The following is a 21347-nucleotide window of genomic DNA, read 5'->3' on the forward strand; positions in this document are numbered from 1 at the left end:
GTAAAAAGATGAGGAACAAAAAAGCGATAAGCATTGCATTATCAGCAGTAATGGCATTTACAACGGCGTTTGGAATGACAAGCGTAAAAGCAAATGCAGACGAAAAGGAAAAGATTGTTGTCTATGTGGCAGCAGAAGGAAAGAATGCATCAGGCTCAGCAGTAGCAGTAAGCAAAACAGCTATTCAGCTTGATGAGGGTGCGGTAGCAGAAGATGCTATTAAAACAGCACTTGACAAATCAGCATACAAGGATAACTATAAGATTTCATCTTCATCATGGGGTGACAGCCTTGATTCAATAGCAGACCTTGATATGTATAATGTAGGAAACGATTGGTATTATTGGGGCTTTTTTGTAAACGGACAGTATGCAAATCTTGGAATCAGCAGCCAGAAAGTAAACAATAATGACAAGATAAGTCTTATCTACAGCTATAACAACTACAATACAAGTGCATCATGCTTCAATGATGATGCTTCAAAAAATCCTGCTGGATATTCGGTATATTCAGAAAAAGCGAAAAAAGCCCAGGATGTACTTGCACAGAAGATTTATGATACTACATTTAAGAGTGGAAAATATGTACCGGGTGTAGAAGATTCATCAGGACTTTATACAGTATTCTCACTTGCAAGAGCAGGTTTTAAGGCAGATAAATTTTACGATGCAGTTTATGCAAAAGTTAAAACACAGCTTGGAGCAATAAAAACATCAACAGGTAAATTCTATGATGATACAAACAAAAAATATGTATCACAGGGAAGCATATTAAAAGACGGTGCAGCAAGCCAGACATATGCTAAGATTGCACTCTGCGTAACAGCACTTGGAAAAGACGCATCAGATGTAAACGGATTTAATCTTATAGAAAAACTTGCCGATAAGAGCATTTACGAAGCATCAAGCATCTACAGCAGAGAGACAATGATACTTATGGCAATTGACTCAAATAACTATGAGTTAAAGACAGGAGACAAATATTTTACAAGAGCAGAACTTGTAAACAAGACCGTATCTGATGTTGACAGCCAGATTAAAACATCACTTGAGTGGAACAGCCTTGACAGTGCGGTAATGCAGATTCAGCCACTCTATGCATATGAGACAAAAGACGAGGCAGGTGTAGATAAAGAGGCAGTAAAGAAAGCCTGCGATAAGGTACTTAGTCTTATCTTCAATATGCAGGGAGCAGACGGCAAGTATGGAGATTCATATTCAGCAAGCAATGCGTGGACAACTGCTCAGATAATGATAACAGCAGGATTATTTAACATTGATGTGGCAGCAGAAGAAAACGGAACAGACCTCATCAAAAACGGTGTGACACTTTACGATGATGCACTCGGATTTGTAGATACAGACAACAATACTGTAGATGAGAAACTTATGTCATTCCAGCCGGAACAGCTTCTCAGAGGACTTAATGCAGCAGTAAGAGCATCAGAAAAAAGTGAACTTATGCTTCCGGTAGAAAAAGTGGCATACACAGCATCAGAAGACGCAAAATATACACTCCCAAAAGAAAATAAAACAACAGCAGCAAAACTTGCCAAAGCAAAAATAACAAAACTCACAGCAGGCAAAAAACAGCTCGCTGTAAAGTTTGCAAAAGTAAAAAATGCAAAATCATACAAAGTACAGGTATCAACAGATAAGAAATTCAAGAAAAAAGTAACAACAAAAACAACAAAGAGCACAAGCCTTACAATCAAGAAACTTAAATCAAATAAGAAATATTATGTAAGAGTGCAGGCTGTATCAGGAAAGACAACAGGAGCATACAGTGTAGTAAAAAATGTGAAAGTAAAATAATTACAAATCATAATCAGTAAGATAACAAAAAGGCGGGATTGAATTTCAATCCTGCTTTTTTCACATTGTAACGACATCCAAAACACAGCAGGAAAGGGAATTATTATCGTGGCTGAATGGAGTGGGAGCGTCCATGAGGTCTGATAACAATGCCTTTCCTGCGTCCGTTGGTTAATCCTCAAAAACCTCATTGAGTGCCTCAGTTCCCGCAAGCACAAATCTTCCGTCTTTGATTATAGTGATTTCTTCATCATTTTCAGTATGCACCACAATATCCCCCAGTTCAGAATAAGGAATAGTTATATCAGTGTGGCAGTTAAAGTAAGCTTTTTCCGGTTCACTGTTTCTAAGTTTAGAAAAGTCATTTTCCTTAGCGACCATTTGCTTACCGTCAGGATTGTAAGTCACAAGGTCTTCTTCATGGGAAAAACAGGTGTCACCGACTGCAAAGTGAGGACCGGTCTTTTCTGCGATAAGGATAGGGAGCAGACCTGAGATGTTATATTTTAATCCCATCATATATGCAGTTGTGTTTGTGCCGATTGCAAATTCGCCGATAGGAAGTGTATCATGTCTGTAGAGAACATTCTCATGTATATATTTTTTGTTTTCTTCCTCATTTTCAAAGTTTTTGCAGGCATAATCAGTAACACAGCCGTCTTTAAATTTAAGTTCAAGGTCCTTATATTTCAGATTGTCAAGGTAAACTTCAGTCACATGGAGAACACCCTCAGTACCCTTTAATTCCGGGGAAGTAAAGACTTCACCGAGAGGGATATTTACATCATCAAGACAGTTCTCAAAAACAGTCTGTTTTTCTGGAGCAGTTTTCTTTATGAGATTTATCTTCATGTCAGTGTGGTTATTGCCACGGCCTGTAACAGTAACATAATCCCCTTTATCAAGAGCATTGATTATATTTGTTTGTATCTTTTCGTATTTATCTGAGTCTAGAGTATTTACCTTTACTGTTTCCTCAAAGATTTTTTCAAACTTTCTGCCTATGTCAGGAACAGGGAAAGCAACGATAGTAAAGCTTATCTTATCCTGTGGTATATAATTGTTTGTGAGCATGCCTTTTTCAGAACGGAAAGCGATAAGCTGCTTTTGGTGCTTATCACTGTATTTTGGCAGGCAGTCTTTTTCAACAGGTGCAAAAGGTTTCTCACCAAAACTTTCGATAAGTGCAGGACCGGCAAATTCTGCGGCTGCATCTTTCATTGACTCATAGGCAAGTTTATATTCAGAGAGCTGTCTGTCGGCATAACCTTTATCAAATATAAGTGCGAGGTCGTTGCGGTGGTCGTACTCAAACTGTTTGTTTGCCGATGCACCGTGAAAACCGACTTTATACATTGAGGTGCGTGAACCTATCGCAAATGAAGCCCTGTAGATAACCGGTTCAAGACCATTTTCCCTAAACTGTAAAACAGCAGACTTTATGATACGCTCAAAGCCGAGCGGGTATCTGATATTGACTGTTTTCTTGCCTGACATATCCATATTGTAGACTTTGTAGCCTTTGATGATACCCTGTGTAAAAGTATGAGCTATAGAGTCGATTTTTTCCTGAGGCAGGCTGTTTAAATATTTTGCGGTCTTTACCTCATTGTCAGTGACATATTCACCTGAAAAATAGAGGTATCTCAGGTCCTCAAGATTTTCATTCATTATTATATCTTTGATAAAAGACATTTCAGGGTTGAGCATATCGTTAAGACCTGCCTTGATGGTAACATCACTATAATCAAAGAAATAATAATAAAGTGCAGACCTTATCTGTTCCGGTTTGCAGTCAGAGTCCTCAAAAAGATTGTATATCTCAATAAAAAGCTCAAATATAGTTGTAAGATTAAAAAGCCGTTCTTCGATAGCATTAGGAATATTGCTGTGAAGCTCTGCATAGAGAGCACTGAGATACAGGCCGGTCTCGGCACCAAAGCGTTTAACCGCATATGCGGGGTTGGTGTAACTTGTCTCATACTTTGCAGGGTCAATATCTTCATAGAGCCCCTGATTGAGATGAAACAATTCAGACTCAGTAAGTGTTTTTAATATATTGTTTTTTGAAAGGTTGTATATTTCGCTTAATTGTAATGCAAAATAAGATGTTTTTATAAAATAACTGTTTAGATGTTTATCGGCAAGAGTGACACTTTGGTCCCAAAGTTCAGTGTGTATCATGCGGATTCGTTCAACAGCAAGGCTGAAACGCTCATAATAATTCTTGTTTTCTTCTAAAATAATTTTATTTTCTGTCATACTATATCCCTCATTTCCTGCACAGTTTTTTGTGCATAGCAAGTTTGTGCAAAGCATAAATCATGTGTGAAAAAAACTGTATATATAGTTTTTTTGCACTTTATTCCAGTATATTCTATAAAAAATAACTGTTAGAGATATGATAGCCCATTTTGTAAAGATATACAAGTTTTCATTTACGAGAATGAGATTTTACCGTGTGTGTTTAACTGTTTTTATGATTTCGCTTATCCTGATTTCGGTCGTGTGCAGGACAGATACTTTTTTATATGCATTGTCAGTGACTTTGTTTCTCAATTCATCGTGTTTCAGGTAAAACGAAGTTTTGTCGATAAGCTCGTTGCTGTCCTCATATATCACTATATCTTCGTCCGGTTTGAAGAAATTTAAAAGTTCGGGTCTGAAGTCGGTCATTAAAAGTCCGTGACAGCCGATTATATCCCATACACGCAATGACAGTCCTGATGAGATATTAGGGATTGTCATATTTATATTTATTTTGCTTTTGTTAAATATAAATGGCATTTCAGTCAGGTAATCTACTCTCGGATGTGCGGTTATAAGCGGGAGTGTGGAAGTGTCGCTGTCGGTGAAAAGGTGCACTTTATGTATAAAATTTTTGGAAAGTTTGTTAAGGTTGTTTGTTCTGGTGACAGATGCCGCCTTAAAGCCAAGAACCGTTGTTGAAAACAGTTTTTTTGTTGTCACGAATGAGTCATCACTTTTTTTGTAATCTGTGATTTCTTCTATCATGGAACAAATTTCAGGTGTCAGGAGATTTTCTAAGATATTTCCACCTGAAACCTGAGTCTGTGCAAAAATAGCTCCGTCAAGATAGCCCGTAAGATAATCGGGGAGGTCTGACTGAATTTTATCATACGAATTTTTTTCATACAGACTTCCTACAAAAGATATGTCATATCCAGTTAAAGGTTGTGCCGGTTTAGAAAAATTCTGCACAGGGTAAGCGGCAGAGTCAGTCTCTGTATATTCATGTAGAGTATCAGTGGATTTTGGTAATGGTGGTTCGGTAAATGGATTATTTTTAGTCAGTAGTTGGTCATATCTCTTTACATTTGCCGCAAGTGGAAGATAATATATATTTGTAACACCCATATTTTTAAATTCAATTAAATTGTTATAGTCAAATTCAAAAATGATATTTGTATCAAAAAATACATTTCGGTGATACATTGCAAGTAAAGGTGCATCACAGTTCCAGCTTACATAGAGGGTGTCAGTATCATGACATGCTCCTGATATAAGCGGGAAAAAATTAATGGAAAAGCAGAAATCATATTTTCCATTTTTAAGTATGGTATAAAGTTTTTCACAGAATGACGGGTCGTTTTCATAGTTTGAGATTTTTTCATTAAAAATATCACAAACGCAGCCGGCATCTTTAAATGCACTTTCAATATCATTCTGATTGTATGAGTTCCAGCGGTATATAAGTATTTTCATGGTTTTCCTCTTAAAAGTTTATTTGTATGAAACTATTTTTATGTTGTCTGATTCAATAATATGATGTTTGGGTCAAAAGGTATTTTGCCCTAACTAATGTCACGGATTGCTTCATTGCTATATGCTTTTGTTCCTTGCATCATATAATGATAGTTTCACACACATTTAATATATAGTAGCAAAAGGTGAAATTAAATGCTATATATCAGAAGAAAAAATGTACGGCTGATTTGTTTTGTGTTATCATACTTATGTGTATGTTTTTGATGCACAATGGAGTTTTATTGACTATTGTTAGTTTATTAGTGTATTGCAAGGGGAATATGATGTTGCAGTCACCTGTTATATGAACGGTAACAAAAGAATTGGAGGAATACTAAATTATGAAGAAAAAGAGCAAGATGACGGTTGGAGCACAGCTTATCATGACACTTGGACTTATGATGTTAAGTATGTTTATTGTCGGAGCGTGTGGCTATCTTATGAGAAACAATTCAGTTGAGACGGAGACAGAACTCTATGAGAATTATGGAAAGACACAGGGTGAAGCGGCAATTGGATTTGCACAGTTTCAGAAAGTCAAAGTCCAGCTTAGAAATGTAATGTATATGTATGTTGGTGATAATGAAAATATAGAAGCATCAAAAAGTAATATCAGTGAAGCCAAAAATACCGTAAATGACTATATGGATGAGGTAAAGGGCGACCTTCAGGATTCTGCTACAAAGACTTTGTATGAAAAAGTAAAAACTAATATAGATGATTATTTTTCAGATGTAGATAAGTGTCTTGAATATTTTGATGCCGGAAAAATACAGGATGCAAGGAATTACTTGAAAGACAATGGAGTCAAGAGTGCAGATAAGGCGGAGGAAAATATTAAAAAGCTTATAAATGAAATAGATAAATATGCACAGAAAAAGCAGGATTATGTCATAGCACAGAATAAAAAAGGTGATTATTTTGTTGCATTTATAATGATTATTGCACTTGCTAATGCGTTTGTTGCATTTTGGTTTATAATGACTACAATACGCAATCCGCTTGTTGAACTTGCCGGTGTTGCAAAGAAAGTATCGGCAGGTGAAGTAGATGTTGATATAACACCTTCTAAGATTGATAATGAAGTTGGAGCCCTTGTTGACGGATTTCAGGCTATGGTTGATAATCTGAAAAATCAGGCTGATACTTTAAAACTTATATCAGATGGAGATATGACGGTATCATATCAGCCAAAATCAGAAAATGATATAGTCGGAAATGCGATAGTAAAACTTATTGCCGACAACAATATGGCATTTTCAAAGATAAGAAATGCGGCAAATCAGATAACGACAGGTTCAGAACAGATAGCTGCGGCGAGTCAGACGCTTGCACAAGGCTCATCAGAACAGGCAAGTGCCATACAGGAAATTTCTGCCTCTATAACAGATATTGCAAATAAGACAAAGGACAATGCACAGAAAGCGGCAGAAGTAAATGATATTGTCGTCCATGCCAAGAGTGATGCGGATGAGAGTAACAGATGTATGCGTGAGATGATTCAGGCTATGAACGAGATAAATGAATCATCAGAAAACATACAGAAGATTATCAAAGTAATAGATGATATTGCATTTAACACAAATATTCTTGCCTTAAATGCGACTGTTGAAGCTGCACGAGCAGGTGAACAGGGAAAAGGTTTTGCAGTAGTGGCGGAGGAGGTTAGAAATCTTGCAGGTCGTTCCGCCGCAGCATCTAAACAGACGGCAGAAATGATAGAGGATTCAATAGCAAAAGTAAAACATGGTTCAGGACTTGTTGAGGATACGGCAAAAGCACTTGGTGTCATATCAGAAATGATAGACAAGATAAACGGACTTAGTGCTAATATTTCAGATGCATCAAATGAACAGGCATCAGCTACATCACAGATAGACGATGCACTTACACAGGTATCCCAGGTGGTACAGACAAATTCAGCTACAAGTGAGGAATGTGCATCTGCAAGTGAAGAATTGTCGGGTCAGGCAAGAGGACTTGAAATTGCACTTTCAAGGTTCAAGTTAAAAGATGGAAACGGCGGTTCGGATTTCTCAATGGGAAATAATGCATATGGATACAGAAGCAGTAGTTCTATGATAAATTCTGTTATGCCGGATGCGGCTATTAAAAATATAAAGAATGACTACAATACAGATATAAGGCTGGAAGATTCTTATGATAATAAATATTAAAAATTTTAATCTGGAGCAGATAGCAGACTCAGGACAGTGTTTCAGATGGAGAAAACTCGATGAGGGAAAATATCTTATCCCTGCCTATGACCATCAGGTGACGGTGGCACAATCCGGGGAGAAATTTGAATTTTCATGCACCGGGGAAGAATATAAAAAAATATGGGAACATTATTTTGATATGAAAGTTGACTATGGCAGGATAATCGATGCCATAGACGACAATGATACATTTTTAAAAGAAGCGGCGGCTTATGGAAGTGGTATCAGGATATTAAATCAGGAATTGTGGGAGATGATAATTTCTTACATAATTTCACAAAATAATAATATCCCACGCATCAAAAAGGGCATAGAAGCAGTCTGCGACAGATACAAGGCAGTAGTGTGCAAAGAAACAGAGTGTCAGTCGATGAGGGAAAATGCAGATAAAAGTATTAAAAATAATGTGAGTAAAAATATCAAGGAAGAGGCAGGACAAAGTAAAAAAGAATTATGTGCCGATAAAACGACAAATGATATAAAGCAGAATGAAAATGTGATATACGGATTTCCGCATCTTGCTGACATTGAGAAAAACGGTGGCAGGGAGAGTCTTAGTGAGCTTGGTCTTGGCTATCGTGATGAATATATATGGCGTATGTGTCAGTATGAGCATGAAAATACGGACTTTTTTGAACGATTGCGAAAGTGTGATTATGAGCATAGTATGAAAATGCTTATGGAACATAAAGGAATAGGAAAGAAAGTTGCAAACTGCATAAGTCTTTTCGGACTTCATCACCTTGATGCGTGTCCTATAGATGTGTGGATGAAAAAGATAATAGACGAGGAGTACGACGGAGTGAAGCCTGCGTGGATGAGTGACAGATATGCAGGAGTTTACCAGCAATATGCGTTTTTCTACAAGAGAGACAGGAAATAGGCTGTTAAATCAAGTTTAGTAAAAAAGAAGTAATAGTTATTTTTGATAAAACCGTTATAGAATAATAGGCAGGATAGGGAATAAAGAAAAGTGAGTAATGATGAAAAATATATGAAAGAGGCTCTGAAGCAGGCAAAAAAAGCTGCGTTGATAGATGAAGTTCCGATTGGCTGCGTTATCGTACATGATGATAAGATAATTGCCAGAGGTTATAATAAACGAAATAAGCTTCACAGCACTCTGGGTCATGCGGAGATTTCCGCAATCAAAAAAGCAAGTAAGGCTTTGGGAGACTGGAGGCTTGAGGAGTGCACGATGTATGTGACATTAGAGCCGTGTCCAATGTGTGCAGGAGCTATCGTGCAGGCGAGGATTCCAAAAGTAGTGATAGGAGCCATGAATCCAAAAGCAGGATGTGCAGGCAGTATCTTAAATATGTTTCAGATAAAAGAATTTAATCATCAGGTAGACTCTGTTGATGGTGTTTTACAGGAGGAGTGCCAGATTATGATGAAAAATTTTTTTAAGGAACTGCGTGAGAGAAAAAAGAAAAACAGATGAAAGTTTTTGAATGAGGGGCTGAACTGTTACGGGAAAATTTCAAAGTGTGTGCATTGGTTTGACATTAAAAAAATGCTCTGCTATAATATATTCGCTTAATTTTATGAAGTGAAAGCAAATAAATACTTAATTTTAATATATTTTTTGTTCAAATTAAACAAAAAATCAATATATGATGTAAGTGTTAAAAGTCCAAAATGTGATTGTGCCTGCACAAATGAACGCTTTAACCAGGCATCAGGAGTATAGAATCGAGGCAGAGAGATGAACAGTGAGAGTGAAGTATCAGACGATTTTCGTAAAAAATTACATTGTACAATGGCTTTTATAGGAGGTTATATCGGAGCATATGCACTTTTAAACAGGGCAGATGTATTTGGCAACGCACAGACATCAAATCTTATCCATGTAGCTATGAGTATAGTAGGGACAGATTTTTTAGACCTCTTTATAAGGCTTGGCGGTGTGTTTCTATATATGGCAGGTGTGACACTTGTTGTTATATGGCAAAAGATTACAAAGATAAACGTTCACTACCTTGCTGTCGTAGTCGATGCACTTGCATTTATAATGCTTGGATTTTTTCCTAAAGATATGGACATAATTGTATCACTGTATCCGATATTTTTTGCGGCGGCAGTCCAGTGGACTTCATTTTCGGGAGTTTACGGATATAACTGTTCGACGATATTTTCAACAAACAACCTCAAGCAGTTTACTATGGCAGGAGTTGAATATATTTGCAGCCATGACAAAAAATTTAGTCATAAAGCCAAATTTTACGGAAGCGTACTTATAACATACCATTTTGGAGTTGCCTGTGAGTTTTTTGTAAATCAGGTATTCGGGATAAAGTCTTCATGGTTTGGACTTGTGGCAGTTGCGATAGCGTTTGTTATGGTAGCTGTCGAGCAAGGAGCATTATCAGGAATATTTGGAATGATATTTGGAGTAAAGAGGACAGCTTGAAAAATAACTGGTGTCTATGCATACTGGGGAAATTTGATAGATAAAAGTAAAATAACTGAGTAGCGATATGCGTAAATCCGAGTTAAATTTAAGGATTTACGCATATTTTTCCGTTGATATAAGGTATGTCATTTCTGATATGTTTGTAAAAGCTGTTAATAATTTTATAAGCAAGTAGCAGAGTAAATTGCAAATATCCGCTTGACTAGCAAAAAATACAAAATTGGTGCCTTTGTGCACTTGATAAAAAAAATAAACATAAAGAGAGAAATGAGGGATAAAATGAGTGAGATAAAAAAAGAAAATCCGTTGGAGATGCTTCCGATAAACAAACTGCTGGTAAAATTTTCAGTACCGAGCATAATTGCCATGCTGGTGACGGCACTGTATAATATTGTAGACCAGTTTTTTATCGGACAGGCTGTAGGTTCACTTGGCAATGCAGCAACCAGCATTTCATTTCCGTTGTCGATAACCTGTATCGCCATAGCATTGTTGTTTGGAATAGGCGGTGCGTCAGCATTCAATCTTTCAATGGGAGCTGGAGACAAAAAAACGGCGGCTTACTATATCGGAAATGCTGCGGCAATGTTATTTTTATGCGGACTTGTTTTATGTATAGTGAGCGAGATGTTTTTAAAACCAATGCTGTTATTTTTTGGTTCATCAGATAATGTACTTCCTTATGCAATGACATATACAAGGATAACAGCGATAGGATTTCCGCTTGTCATTCTTACGGCTGGCGGCGGTCATCTCATAAGAGCCGATGGAAATCCTAATATGGCAATGATATGTAATCTTATAGGTGCGGTAATAAACACGGTGCTGGATGCTATATTTGTTTTTGGACTGCACCTGCGTAAACTGCTTGCAGCCGATAACATCAACATTCCTTACGGCAATCGGAAAACCAAAGGGCGGTATGTTTTTATCTCTTACAAGACAGATAATCTTTTTACTTCCATTAGTTATTGTGCTGCCGCTTATCATGGGAATAGACGGAATAATGTATGCAGGACCGATAGCGGACGGACTTGCAGCAGTCGTAGCTATTGTTATGATAAGAATAGAATTTTCGAGAGAGGAATATAGGGTGAATGAATAAAAATGTTGAAATAAAAGCGGCAATATGTAATTATTGTTAATATAACATTAAAAAATCATATGTTAGAAATGAGGAATTAAAAACGATGGATGATATAAATGTAAAATACAATGAATTAAAAACATGGGACAAAGAGTCATATGTGCTTGTCGATATGCGTGACGATTCATCAATCGGATATGGAATGATACCGGGAGCGATTCATATACCGGAGGAAAAAATAGACGAAAAGATAGATGATGTATCAGAAGGAAAAAAAGTTGTTATATATTGCACAAGAGGAGTGTTTAGTGCCGAATGTGCGGGGAAACTCAGAGAACAGAAAAATATTGAAGCCTACAGTCTTGAGGGCGGATATACAGGATGGATACTTGAAAATATCAGGCTTGAAGAAGAAAAAGAGGAGGATGGCAGCAGGAAAGATGATATAGAAAAAAGCATACGAAAGAAATTTCATAAGCAGCTTTTTTCAAAATTTGCAAAAGCAATAAATACTTATGAACTTGTAAAAGAGCATGATAAGATAGCGGTCTGCATATCAGGTGGAAAAGATTCAATGCTTATGGCAAAACTTTTTCAGGAACTCAAAAGGCATAATAAATTTGAGTTTGAACTTGTATTTCTTGTAATGGATCCGGGTTACAGTGAGGCAAACAGAAAAGTAATAGAAAACAATGCAAAACTTATGGATATTCCGATAACTGTATTTGAGTCAACAATATTTGATGCGGTGTATGAAGTTGAAAAATCTCCATGCTATCTCTGTGCAAGAATGAGGAGAGGTTATCTTTACAATAAGGCAAAAGAACTCGGCTGCAATAAGATAGCACTCGGTCATCACTATGATGATGTTATTGAAACAATCCTTATGGGAATGTTATACGGCGGTCAGGTACAGACAATGATGCCGAAACTTCACAGCCAGAACTTTGAGGGCATGGAACTTATAAGACCGATGTATCTTATAAGGGAGGATGATATAAAGCATTGGAGAGACTACAATAATCTTCATTTTATACAGTGTGCGTGCAGATTTACGGATACTTGTACTACCTGTAGGACAGATGGCAGCACGGTTTCAAAGAGAATGGAGATAAAAAATCTCATAGCAGAATTAAAAAAGACAAATCCGTTTATTGAGAGCAACATTTTTAAAAGTGTCGAGAATGTAAATCTGAAAACAATAGTTGCTTACAAAAAGGACGGTGTAAAACACAGCTTTTTGGAGAGTTATGATAAACAGTAGTTGTCAGGGAGATTGTGGAATAGCGTTTTATAGGAAAAATTGTGAGGTATCTTACGGCGGGCAAGGTTGAAATACATATCACTATTATGCTAAACTGTAACAAAAGGTGATTAAATAAGGAGGGGAAGAAAATGGCTAGAAAAATCAGTGCCATGCGTGCAGAAGAAAAATTAGGTGGATTTGCAACGGCAAAGAAGCACATAACAGTACAGTATAATGAGCGTGAACGCTCAGTAGACAACCTGCTCAGCCTTATAAGGCGTGATGCAATAGAGAACCACGGGATAACAGATGATGATATAACAGAAGTAAATGTGTATATCAAACCTGAAGAAAATGCAGTATATTATGTTATAAACAATAAAGTTCAGGGACAGATTGAATTTTAAGGGGGGATTAAAATGGCAATCACATTTGTTGTGGCAAATCAAAAAGGTGGAATAGGAAAGACAACAACAGCGACTACGATCGCAGGAATACTCGGAAAGAAATATAAGACACTTCTTATAGATGCTGACCCGCAGGGCAACAGCAGTGCTACATATCAGGCAAAGATAAAAGACCAGGCAACACTTTATGATGTAATGGTCGATTCAGACCGCATACCTTTAGAGGAGGCAGTACAGCATCTTGACAACGGAGATATAGTGGCATCGGACCCATTGCTCATAAAAGCGGAGAAACTGCTTGACGGTGATGTTGAAGGACTTTACAGATTAAAAGATGCTATCGAGGAAGTTGAAAGCTATGATTATATCATAATTGATACGGCTCCGGCTCTCGGCGTTGTATTATACAACAGTCTTATAGCGGCAGACAGAGTTATCATTCCGATTACGGCGGATGCATATTCATTACAGGGAATAAACCAGCTTTACAGTACGATAAAAGCCGTACAGAAAAGACAAAATCCGTCATTAAAGATAGAGGGGCTTTTGCTTGTAAAATATTCAGGACGCTCAAATCTTGAGAAAAATATGCTTGAGGAGCTTAAGAAAACGGCAGAGAGCATGGGGACAAAACTATTTGAGACAAAGATAAGAGAGTGCGTGAAAACAAAAGAAGCACAGACAGCAAACAAGCTTCTTATAGATTACGCTCCAAACTGCACGACCATGCAGGATTATAATGAATTGGTTAAGGAGATAGTCTGAAAATTTTCAATTTTCAGACGCAAGATTTGTGCAAAAGACAACGCAAGAATGGAGATAGTGTAAAATTATGTCAAAATTATATTTTACAAGACACGGACAGACAATATGGAATGTTGAGGGCAAAGTCTGTGGAGCAACGGATATTGAGCTTACTGAGCTTGGGCACGAGCAGGCAAAAGAACTTGGTGAGCATATAAAAGCAGATAAGGACATAAAAATAGATGAGATAGTGGCATCACCGCTCGTAAGGGCAAAAAATACAGCCGAACATATCTCTGGGATAACAGGAATTCCTATGCACACGGATATGCGTGTCATTGAGCAGAATTTTGGGAAATATGAGGGCGGCGGCAGACGCAGCGAAGAATTTACGACAGCGAAAAATCATTTCGTTGACAACTTTGACGGTGGAGAGTCCATGTTAAAAGTTGCGGCAAGAGTTTATAATATATTGGATGAGATGAAAAAGGACAAGGATAAGACTTATCTTATCGTAGCTCACAACGGCATAGCAAGAATTGTAAATTCTTATTTTTACGATATGACAAATGAGGAGTTTGCATCGTATGGGATAAAGAACTGTGAATTGCTTTGTTATGAATTTAAGGATTGATAATAAGTTTTAAAATATCAGATAAGAATAATGTATGCTCGGAATTCTTCGTTTTGAGAAGATACTGAGAGCACATAATACTCACAAGGAGGAAATCCATGTATTATATAGGAAATCATTTATCAGCATCAAAAGGCTTTGCAGCAATGGGCAGGGCAGCCGTGAAACTTGGTGGCAACACTTTTGCATTTTTCACGAGAAATCCCCGTGGCGGAAAAGCAAAAGCAATAGACGAAAAAGATATTGAAAAATTTCTTGCCTTTGCAAAAGAGCATGAATTTGGAAAGATAGTTGCACATGCTCCATATACGATGAATCTCTGCTCGGCAAAAGAGGATATACGAAAATTCTCAAAAGAAATGATAGCGGATGACATGAAGCGGATGGAATATATTCCGGGCAATTATTATAATTTTCATCCGGGTTCACATACGGGACAGGGCGTGGAGACGGGAATAGAATATATCGCACAGACATTAAATGAGATAATTACACCTGAGCAGTCAACAACGATACTTCTTGAGACAATGGCGGGCAAAGGAAGTGAGATAGGAAGAAATTTTGAGGAAATAAGAACGATAATAGACAAAGTGGAACTTGATGATAAACTCGGTGTATGCTTTGATACCTGCCATGTATGGGATGCAGGCTACGACATAGCAGATAACCTTGACGGAGTATTAGAGGAGTTTGACAAAGTCATAGGTCTTGATAGATTAAAGGCGGTTCATTTCAATGACAGTATGAATGTCTGCGGTTCACACAAAGACAGACATCAGAAGATAGGGCAGGGAAATATAGGGGCAGAAGCCATGAAGCGTGTAGCACTTCACCCTGTATTAAAGGGCAAGCCGTTTATACTTGAGACACCAAATGACGATGAGGGTTATGCGGCAGAGATAGCAATGTTTAAGGAATGGATGGGTGAGTGATGGAAAGAAATGTAGACATGGCTCAAATTTCTGACGGAAAAAAATATACATCAAATGACCTTGCAAAACTTGGATGCGGAGATTGTGCAGGATGCAGCAAATGCTGTCACGGTATGGGTGAGTCGATAATACTTGATCCCTATGACATATACAGCCTTACCACAAATTTAGAAACGACATTTAGTGAACTTATCAAAGATAAACTTAGTCTGTCAGTCGCCGACATGATTGTATTACCACATCTTAACTTAAAAGCAGCCGATGAAGGCTGCCTTTTCCTTGATGAGAATGGCAGATGCAGCATACATTCATTCAGACCGGGGATATGCAGGCTTTTTCCGCTTGGCAGGATTTATGAGGATGAAAGTTTTAGCTATTTTTTGCAGGTAAACGAATGTGCAAAGCAAAATAGGACAAAAGTAAAGATAAAAAAGTGGCTCTCAATACCCAATCTCAGCCAGTATGAAAGTTATATAAATACATGGCATTATTTCCTTAAGAATATGAAAGCCTTTCTTGAAGAACAGAATAATGAGGAGATGGCGAAAAAAATCAATCTTTATATATTGAAGATATTTTTTGAAGAACCATATAATAATGAAGATTTTTACACACAATTTGAAAATCGTATGCAGAGGATGTAGCAGATTTTTTAACAGGGGGATAGAGAATGAAGATACCTGAGAGTTTAAAATTGGGCGGTACGATTGGTTTTGCCGCTCCTTCGTTTGGATGCAATATTGAGCCATACAAAACGGCTTTTAATAATGCACTTAAGACATTTGAAAAAATGGGTTATAAAACAAAGTTGGGGCAGAATTGTTATGCCGGGGATGGTATTGGTATAAGCAATACACCTTTAAAGTGTGCAAAGGAGATAAATTCTTTTTTGTGCGGAGAGTACAATGAGGAGATTTCTGCTCTTTTTTCATGCGGCGGAGGGGAACTTATGTGTGAGATATTGGATGATGTGGATTTTGATAAGATAAAAAAATCAAAACCTGTGTGGTTCTTAGGTTATTCGGACAACACTAATCTTACATTTCTATTGCCGACTATATGCGATATAACAGCTATCTATTCGCCATGTGCACCTGCATATGGAATGGAGCCGTGGCATCCGTCGCTTAAAGATACTTTTGAACTGCTTACCGGAAAGTCAAATATGGCACATGGTTACGATAAGTGGGAGAAAGAGTCGTTAAAAAATGAAGAAAATCCACTTGTGCCATACAATGTAACAAAAAAAACTGAGATTAAAAAGTTTGGTGCCGGTAAAGATGATGCAAAAACAGAAATTTCAGGCAGACTTATCGGTGGCTGTCTTGACTGTCTGTCAAACCTTGCAGGTACAAAGTTTGATAAGGTATCGGATTTTAACGAAAAGTATAAAGAGGATGGTAGCATATGGTTTATGGAGTCATGCGACTTAAATCCGATGGCAATAAGACGGGCAATATGGCAGCTTGACCATGCAGGCTGGTTTAAATATGTCAAAGGTTTTCTTATAGGAAGACCGCTGTGTCTTGATGAGGAGATATTGGGTGTGGACAGATACAATGCGGTATATCCACTTCTTGAAAAATACAATGTACCGATAATAATGGATCTCGACATAGGACATACAGCACCGATGATGCCGATCGTTTCGGGAGCAAAAGCAGAGATAGTTGTAGAAAAAAACAGCATAAAGATACATTACAAAGAGCTTGAAGTGTAAAAACACCTGTTAGACTTAAAATTATGTAGTTAATTGCGAAACTAATTATATGTTGTGTTAATTACACAGATATAACAAATAATATCGTCGGCACGCTTTCGCTATGTTGTCGTTCGTAGCAGTACATAAATCAGCAAAAAACGCTGATTAAGTGCTGACGACGACAAAAATGCCGACTAACACTATTTTGTTATATCTGCACAATTTAACCGCAGATTATGATAGTTTCGCAAACGCCTATTAAAATTATGCTTTGAAAGGAATGAAACAAATGATACAGGATATAAAGCCACACATATTTCACAACGAGTTTAAAAATCTGAAACCGGATGCAAACGATAAGGCAATAGTGTTTGATGGAAAGAATTTTCTTGTAAAAAGGGATGAGGATGACACTTTGCATATGCCTGGATGTAGTGATATTGAGGGGGATTATCAGTATGTATTTTCTGTTGATGATACGAGATATTTTCTTTTTAAAGGCTGGGAATATGCTGAAAGAGAGGGAGAGGTTGAACATTATATAAGAAGATATGAAAAACATCTTGAGGGATTTAAGTTTGAAAATATACAAAATTTAAGACAGCTTACATCAAAAGAGTTATGTTTTGCGGTAATGACTGCATGGCATCTTAATGTCTGGTACAGGGACAACAGATATTGCGGGCGCTGTGGAGCAAAAACACTTCACGACATAAAAGAAAGAATGGTTCGCTGTCCGAAGTGCGGAAATATGATATTTCCCAAAATTGCTCCGGCAGTTATCGTGGCTCTGACGCATGGCAACAAGATACTTCTTACAAAGTATGCGGCAACAAGAGATTATAAAAAATATGCACTTATTGCCGGATTTGTGGAGATAGGAGAAACTGTGGAGGAGACAGTTGAAAGAGAAGTGATGGAGGAAGTAGGTCTTAAAGTGAAAAATCTGCGTTATTATAAGAGTCAGCCGTGGGGATATGACAGTAATGTGCTGATGGGATATTTTGCGGAACTTGATGGAGACGAAAGCATCACAATGGATACGGAAGAACTCTCAAAAGCACAGTGGTTTGCAAGGGAAGAAATGCCTGCACATAATGACGGCATAAGCCTTACAAGAGAGATGATGGGCGTATTTGAAAATAAAGTAAAGTACGAGGAATTTATGAGGAGTGCAACTCCGCTAATTTTTTGACAATATGCAGAGTAAAAAATTGTATTAACAATATTTGTATTTGCGGCAAGTTTTAAAGTAAGCATTTTAGACTTTGCAATAAAAATTAAAAAATGAAGATTAATATAAAAAACAATCTGAGAATATTTTTTATAAATAAAAGCATACAAAAACGAATATAAAATATAAAAATGGTACATCATATTTTTAAGATGAATAAAAACAGCACAACGAATAATTCATAATAATTATGAAAGTTTCGCAAATAGTTATTCTCGCAAAGGCAAAGTTCGGTTGGAACAAATAAAAATGTCTACCGGAACACGCCTGTGGGGAATTTGATTTGTTTTAAAATATGGAGGTGCCATTTTGGAAAAACAGATTGGAAAACAGAGCGTAAGGTTTGAAAATCCGCCATATATTGTCTCATCGGCAGCGATAGTAGGTCAGAAAGAAGGGGAAGGACCTTATGCGAAATTTTTTGATGAGATATTGGGTGATGACAAAGCAGGATGTGAGAGCTGGGAAGAAGCTGAGGGAAAAATTCAGGAGATGGCTGCAAACAAGGCATTGTCAAAGGCAGGTATGGAAAATAAGGATATAAGATATATTGTAGCCGGAGATCTTCTCGGTCAGCTTATGGCTTCGTCATTTGGACTTATAAAACTGGAGATACCAATGTTTGGTGTGTACGGTGCGTGTTCTACAATGGGCGAGTCGATTTCCATCGCTTCAATGCTTGTTGACGGCGGATTTGCAGACAACATACTTGCAATAACATCAAGTCATTTTGCAAGTGCGGAAAAGCAGTTCAGATTTCCACTCGGATATGGAAACCAGAGAAAGAGGGCGGCGACATGGACGGTGACGGGAAGCGGTGCGGTAGTTATTGCTTCAAAGAAAATGGCTGAAAAGGTCAATATGTCCGACAAAAATAAAGTTCATATAACAGGCATCACTACTGGAAAGATAGTAGACCTCGGTGTCAAGGACAGTATGAACATGGGAGCGTGCATGGCACCGGCGGCGGGAAATGTCATTATCCGCAACCTTATTGATAACGGAAGAAAACCGGAATGGTATGACAAAATAATAACCGGTGATCTCGGACTTGTCGGCAAGGATATTCTCTTAGATATAATGAGGAGTAAGGGGTATGATATAGCAGACAGATATATGGACTGTGGAATAGAGATATATTCAAGAGAGCAGAATATTCAGGCGGGAGGAAGCGGCTGCGGATGCAGTGCGACGATGCTTGCAGGTTATATTTTGAAAATGCTTGAAAGTGGAAAATGGCACAGGGTTTTGTTTGTACCGACAGGTGCATTGTTGTCACCGGTAAGTTTTAATGAGGGTGATAGTGTGCCGGGAATAGCCCATGCAGTAGTGCTTGAATGCGGTGAAACGGAGGTATAAAAATGAACTATATACTTGCATTTGTTGTTGGCGGACTTATCTGTGTGGCAGTTCAGATTCTTATGGACAATACAAAACTTCTGCCGGGCAGGATAATGGTAATACTTGTATGTCTGGGAGCCGTACTTGGGGCAGTCGGCATTTATGAGCCTTTTTCAAAATGGGCGGGGGCAGGAGCAACAGTACCGCTTCTTGGATTTGGCAATACACTTTGGAAAGGCATGAAAGAAGCAATAGACAAAGAGGGCTTTATCGGGCTGTTTAAAGGCGGTTTTACCGCATGTTCCGTCGGGGTATCAGCGGCACTTATATTTGGATATGCCGCATCACTTATATTTAAGCCGAAAATGAAGTGATATGAATTGTTTTAAATAAAAAGAAATAAGAGAACAGGACAGCTTTTAGAAAAAAACTCACAATAATTTCTATAATATTTAGAAAATTATTGTGAGTTTTATGGATTTTAGGGTTAAAAAATAGTATAATATACTTAAAATAATAAAGGCTGGCTATTTGTTTATGAGTAAAAACAAATAGCTTTTATGGAGCAGCAGATTGCTCAGAAATGAGGACTAAAATGTATTCAAAAGGACACGGCGGAAATATTTACGATGAAGCGATAAATTATGATTTCTCCGTAAATACTAATCCATTAGGGATGCCGGAAGATGTAAAAGAAAAATTAAAAGAAAATCTTGGAGATATATGTGAGGTATATCCGGAAGAAACCTGCTATGAACTCAGAAAATCCATTTCACTTAAAGAAAACATAAGTGAACATCAGATTATATGTGGAAATGGTGCTTCTGAGCTTATTTATGGACTTGTAAGAGCGATAAGACCCCAAAAAGCACTTGTTGTTGTGCCAAGCTTTTCGGAATATATAAGGGCACTCAGGGCAGAAGATACACAGATGGTATATTATCATCTTGCACCTGAGAGGGATTTTATAGTAGCGGAGGATATAATGTCATATCTGACTCCGGACATTGATATGGTATTTTTGTGTAATCCAAACAATCCTACAGGAAAGCTAATAGATCCTGACCTGATGCTTGATATTATTACATATTGCAGAATGAACCAGATATATGTAGTGATAGATGAGTGTTTTATGGATTTTGTAAAAGACTGTCAAAAGCATACCAGAAAAGGTCTTATACCGTACAATCCATATGTTGTCATACTTAATGCACTCACAAAATTATTTGCATTTCCAGGTATAAGGATAGGATATGCGATGACAAGTGATGCTGATCTGATACACGCAGTCAATGCACAGCTCCCTTCATGGAATGTCTCAGCGGTGGCACAGCTTGCGGGTAAGGAGGTTGTTCATCATGAGGAGTATGTCGAGGAGTCGAGAGAATATGTTTTTAGGGAAAGAGAGTATATGTATGAGGAGATGAAAAAACTCGGACTTAAGGTCTACGAGCCATCTGCAAACTTTATCTTTTTTAAGTCAGACATTCCTATGTATAAAAAACTTCTTGAAAGACATATACTTATAAGGAACTGTGATAATTTTGACGGTATCATGCACGGGTACTGCCGTGTTGCAATAAAGAAACATAATGAGAATGAAATTCTGTTAAAAGAGATGGAAAACATTATAAACAAAAACATGGCTGTCACCTAGGAGGATTCCTACTAAGTGACAGCCAGTCTTATTAAAGTGGAATTTTACTAATATTTTACTTCATTATATCTTAAAACATCTGATTAAGGTGAAGTAAAAAATATATTAGTGATTCCGGCACAGGTTTTTGTTTTTTATGAAACATG

Annotated in this window: 19 protein-coding genes; 17 read left to right on the forward strand and 2 right to left on the reverse strand. The window is 37.5% G+C overall.

What is annotated here, in order from left to right; genetic code table 11:
- The first annotated feature begins 8 nt into the window (after positions 1 to 8).
- Positions 9 to 1814 carry a fibronectin type III domain-containing protein gene (locus tag DW721_RS08190; RefSeq protein ID WP_118745444.1) on the forward strand — a complete coding sequence of 602 codons (1806 nt, stop codon included), beginning with the start codon at positions 9 to 11 and terminating at the stop codon, positions 1812 to 1814.
- Positions 1815 to 1985: 171 nt separating this feature from the next.
- Here the strand turns inward: DW721_RS08190 and DW721_RS08195 are convergent, their stop codons facing one another.
- Both DW721_RS08195 and DW721_RS08200 read right to left on the reverse strand, forming a co-directional pair.
- A complete protein-coding gene (locus DW721_RS08195; protein ID WP_118745445.1) occupies positions 1986 to 4076 on the reverse strand; it encodes an aminopeptidase in 2091 nt (696 codons plus the stop codon).
- Between the two features lie 192 nt (positions 4077 to 4268).
- On the reverse strand, positions 4269 to 5540 hold the full coding sequence (locus tag DW721_RS08200) for a DUF3880 domain-containing protein (protein ID WP_118745446.1): 1272 nt from the start codon (positions 5538 to 5540) through the stop codon (positions 4269 to 4271).
- A 383-nt stretch (positions 5541 to 5923) separates the two neighbouring features.
- Here DW721_RS08200 and DW721_RS08205 point away from each other — a divergent pair, with 383 nt between their 5' ends.
- The 16 genes from DW721_RS08205 to DW721_RS08280 all read left to right on the forward strand — a co-directional run bounded on the left by DW721_RS08205 (position 5924) and on the right by DW721_RS08280 (position 21201).
- The gene (locus tag DW721_RS08205) at positions 5924 to 7759 is read left to right on the forward strand and encodes a methyl-accepting chemotaxis protein (RefSeq protein WP_118745447.1); all 1836 of its coding nucleotides are present in this window, start codon (positions 5924 to 5926) and stop codon (positions 7757 to 7759) included.
- Positions 7743 to 8684, forward strand: coding sequence for a DNA glycosylase (locus DW721_RS08210; RefSeq protein ID WP_118745448.1), 942 nt, complete (start codon positions 7743 to 7745; stop codon positions 8682 to 8684). Before DW721_RS08205 ends, DW721_RS08210 begins: the two co-directional genes overlap by 17 nt.
- Before the next feature lie 90 nt (positions 8685 to 8774).
- On the forward strand, positions 8775 to 9245 hold the full coding sequence (gene tadA / locus DW721_RS08215) for a tRNA adenosine(34) deaminase TadA (RefSeq protein ID WP_055941067.1): 471 nt from the start codon (positions 8775 to 8777) through the stop codon (positions 9243 to 9245).
- Between the two features lie 264 nt (positions 9246 to 9509).
- Entirely contained in the window at positions 9510 to 10214 is a 705-nt protein-coding gene (locus DW721_RS08220; protein WP_118499300.1) for a YoaK family protein, read from the forward strand.
- A gap of 282 nt (positions 10215 to 10496) precedes the next feature.
- A complete protein-coding gene (locus DW721_RS08225) occupies positions 10497 to 11309 on the forward strand; it encodes an MATE family efflux transporter (RefSeq protein WP_347560363.1) in 813 nt (270 codons plus the stop codon).
- A gap of 98 nt (positions 11310 to 11407) precedes the next feature.
- Positions 11408 to 12568 (forward strand): ATP-binding protein, encoded by a 1161-nt coding sequence (locus DW721_RS08230; RefSeq protein ID WP_118745449.1) that lies wholly within the window; start codon positions 11408 to 11410, stop codon positions 12566 to 12568.
- A gap of 131 nt (positions 12569 to 12699) precedes the next feature.
- On the forward strand, positions 12700 to 12957 hold the full coding sequence (locus DW721_RS08235) for a DUF6465 family protein (protein WP_022013408.1): 258 nt from the start codon (positions 12700 to 12702) through the stop codon (positions 12955 to 12957).
- A gap of 12 nt (positions 12958 to 12969) precedes the next feature.
- Positions 12970 to 13722, forward strand: a complete 753-nt coding sequence (locus tag DW721_RS08240) for a ParA family protein (protein ID WP_022013407.1) — start codon at positions 12970 to 12972, stop codon at positions 13720 to 13722.
- Between the two features lie 67 nt (positions 13723 to 13789).
- Positions 13790 to 14335 carry a histidine phosphatase family protein gene (locus DW721_RS08245; RefSeq protein WP_118745450.1) on the forward strand — a complete coding sequence of 182 codons (546 nt, stop codon included), beginning with the start codon at positions 13790 to 13792 and terminating at the stop codon, positions 14333 to 14335.
- A gap of 98 nt (positions 14336 to 14433) precedes the next feature.
- The gene (locus DW721_RS08250) at positions 14434 to 15267 is read left to right on the forward strand and encodes a deoxyribonuclease IV (RefSeq protein ID WP_118745451.1); all 834 of its coding nucleotides are present in this window, start codon (positions 14434 to 14436) and stop codon (positions 15265 to 15267) included.
- Positions 15267 to 15911 (forward strand): YkgJ family cysteine cluster protein, encoded by a 645-nt coding sequence (locus DW721_RS08255; RefSeq protein ID WP_118745452.1) that lies wholly within the window; start codon positions 15267 to 15269, stop codon positions 15909 to 15911. Before DW721_RS08250 ends, DW721_RS08255 begins: the two co-directional genes overlap by 1 nt.
- A gap of 26 nt (positions 15912 to 15937) precedes the next feature.
- Positions 15938 to 16987, forward strand: a complete 1050-nt coding sequence (locus DW721_RS08260; protein ID WP_118745453.1) for a S66 peptidase family protein — start codon at positions 15938 to 15940, stop codon at positions 16985 to 16987.
- Between the two features lie 271 nt (positions 16988 to 17258).
- The gene (nudC, locus tag DW721_RS08265; protein WP_118745454.1) at positions 17259 to 18164 is read left to right on the forward strand and encodes an NAD(+) diphosphatase; all 906 of its coding nucleotides are present in this window, start codon (positions 17259 to 17261) and stop codon (positions 18162 to 18164) included.
- Between the two features lie 348 nt (positions 18165 to 18512).
- Positions 18513 to 19562, forward strand: coding sequence for a stage V sporulation protein AD (gene spoVAD, locus DW721_RS08270; RefSeq protein ID WP_118745455.1), 1050 nt, complete (start codon positions 18513 to 18515; stop codon positions 19560 to 19562).
- A gap of 2 nt (positions 19563 to 19564) precedes the next feature.
- Positions 19565 to 19918: a stage V sporulation protein AE gene (gene spoVAE / locus DW721_RS08275; RefSeq protein ID WP_055941087.1), complete on the forward strand. Its 354-nt coding sequence runs from the start codon at positions 19565 to 19567 to the stop codon at positions 19916 to 19918.
- Positions 19919 to 20139: 221 nt separating this feature from the next.
- The gene (locus DW721_RS08280; RefSeq protein WP_182436271.1) at positions 20140 to 21201 is read left to right on the forward strand and encodes a histidinol-phosphate transaminase; all 1062 of its coding nucleotides are present in this window, start codon (positions 20140 to 20142) and stop codon (positions 21199 to 21201) included.
- Positions 21202 to 21347: the final 146 nt, after the last annotated feature.

This window comes from Clostridium sp. AM27-31LB (assembly GCF_003480745.1).
Taxonomy (GTDB): domain Bacteria; phylum Bacillota; class Clostridia; order Lachnospirales; family Lachnospiraceae; genus Butyribacter; species Butyribacter intestini.

Coding starts and splice junctions, on each gene's coding strand:
- DW721_RS08190 (WP_118745444.1), top strand. CDS start 9: ATGAGGAACAAAAAAGCGATAAGCATTGCATTATCAGCAGTAATGGCA.
- DW721_RS08195 (WP_118745445.1), bottom strand. CDS start 4,076: ATGACAGAAAATAAAATTATTTTAGAAGAAAACAAGAATTATTATGAG.
- DW721_RS08200 (WP_118745446.1), bottom strand. CDS start 5,540: ATGAAAATACTTATATACCGCTGGAACTCATACAATCAGAATGATATT.
- DW721_RS08205 (WP_118745447.1), top strand. CDS start 5,924: ATGAAGAAAAAGAGCAAGATGACGGTTGGAGCACAGCTTATCATGACA.
- DW721_RS08210 (WP_118745448.1), top strand. CDS start 7,743: ATGATAATAAATATTAAAAATTTTAATCTGGAGCAGATAGCAGACTCA.
- DW721_RS08220 (WP_118499300.1), top strand. CDS start 9,510: ATGAACAGTGAGAGTGAAGTATCAGACGATTTTCGTAAAAAATTACAT.
- DW721_RS08225 (WP_347560363.1), top strand. CDS start 10,497: ATGAGTGAGATAAAAAAAGAAAATCCGTTGGAGATGCTTCCGATAAAC.
- DW721_RS08230 (WP_118745449.1), top strand. CDS start 11,408: ATGGATGATATAAATGTAAAATACAATGAATTAAAAACATGGGACAAA.
- DW721_RS08235 (WP_022013408.1), top strand. CDS start 12,700: ATGGCTAGAAAAATCAGTGCCATGCGTGCAGAAGAAAAATTAGGTGGA.
- DW721_RS08240 (WP_022013407.1), top strand. CDS start 12,970: ATGGCAATCACATTTGTTGTGGCAAATCAAAAAGGTGGAATAGGAAAG.
- DW721_RS08245 (WP_118745450.1), top strand. CDS start 13,790: ATGTCAAAATTATATTTTACAAGACACGGACAGACAATATGGAATGTT.
- DW721_RS08250 (WP_118745451.1), top strand. CDS start 14,434: ATGTATTATATAGGAAATCATTTATCAGCATCAAAAGGCTTTGCAGCA.
- DW721_RS08255 (WP_118745452.1), top strand. CDS start 15,267: ATGGAAAGAAATGTAGACATGGCTCAAATTTCTGACGGAAAAAAATAT.
- DW721_RS08260 (WP_118745453.1), top strand. CDS start 15,938: ATGAAGATACCTGAGAGTTTAAAATTGGGCGGTACGATTGGTTTTGCC.
- nudC (WP_118745454.1), top strand. CDS start 17,259: ATGATACAGGATATAAAGCCACACATATTTCACAACGAGTTTAAAAAT.
- spoVAE (WP_055941087.1), top strand. CDS start 19,565: ATGAACTATATACTTGCATTTGTTGTTGGCGGACTTATCTGTGTGGCA.
- DW721_RS08280 (WP_182436271.1), top strand. CDS start 20,140: ATGTATTCAAAAGGACACGGCGGAAATATTTACGATGAAGCGATAAAT.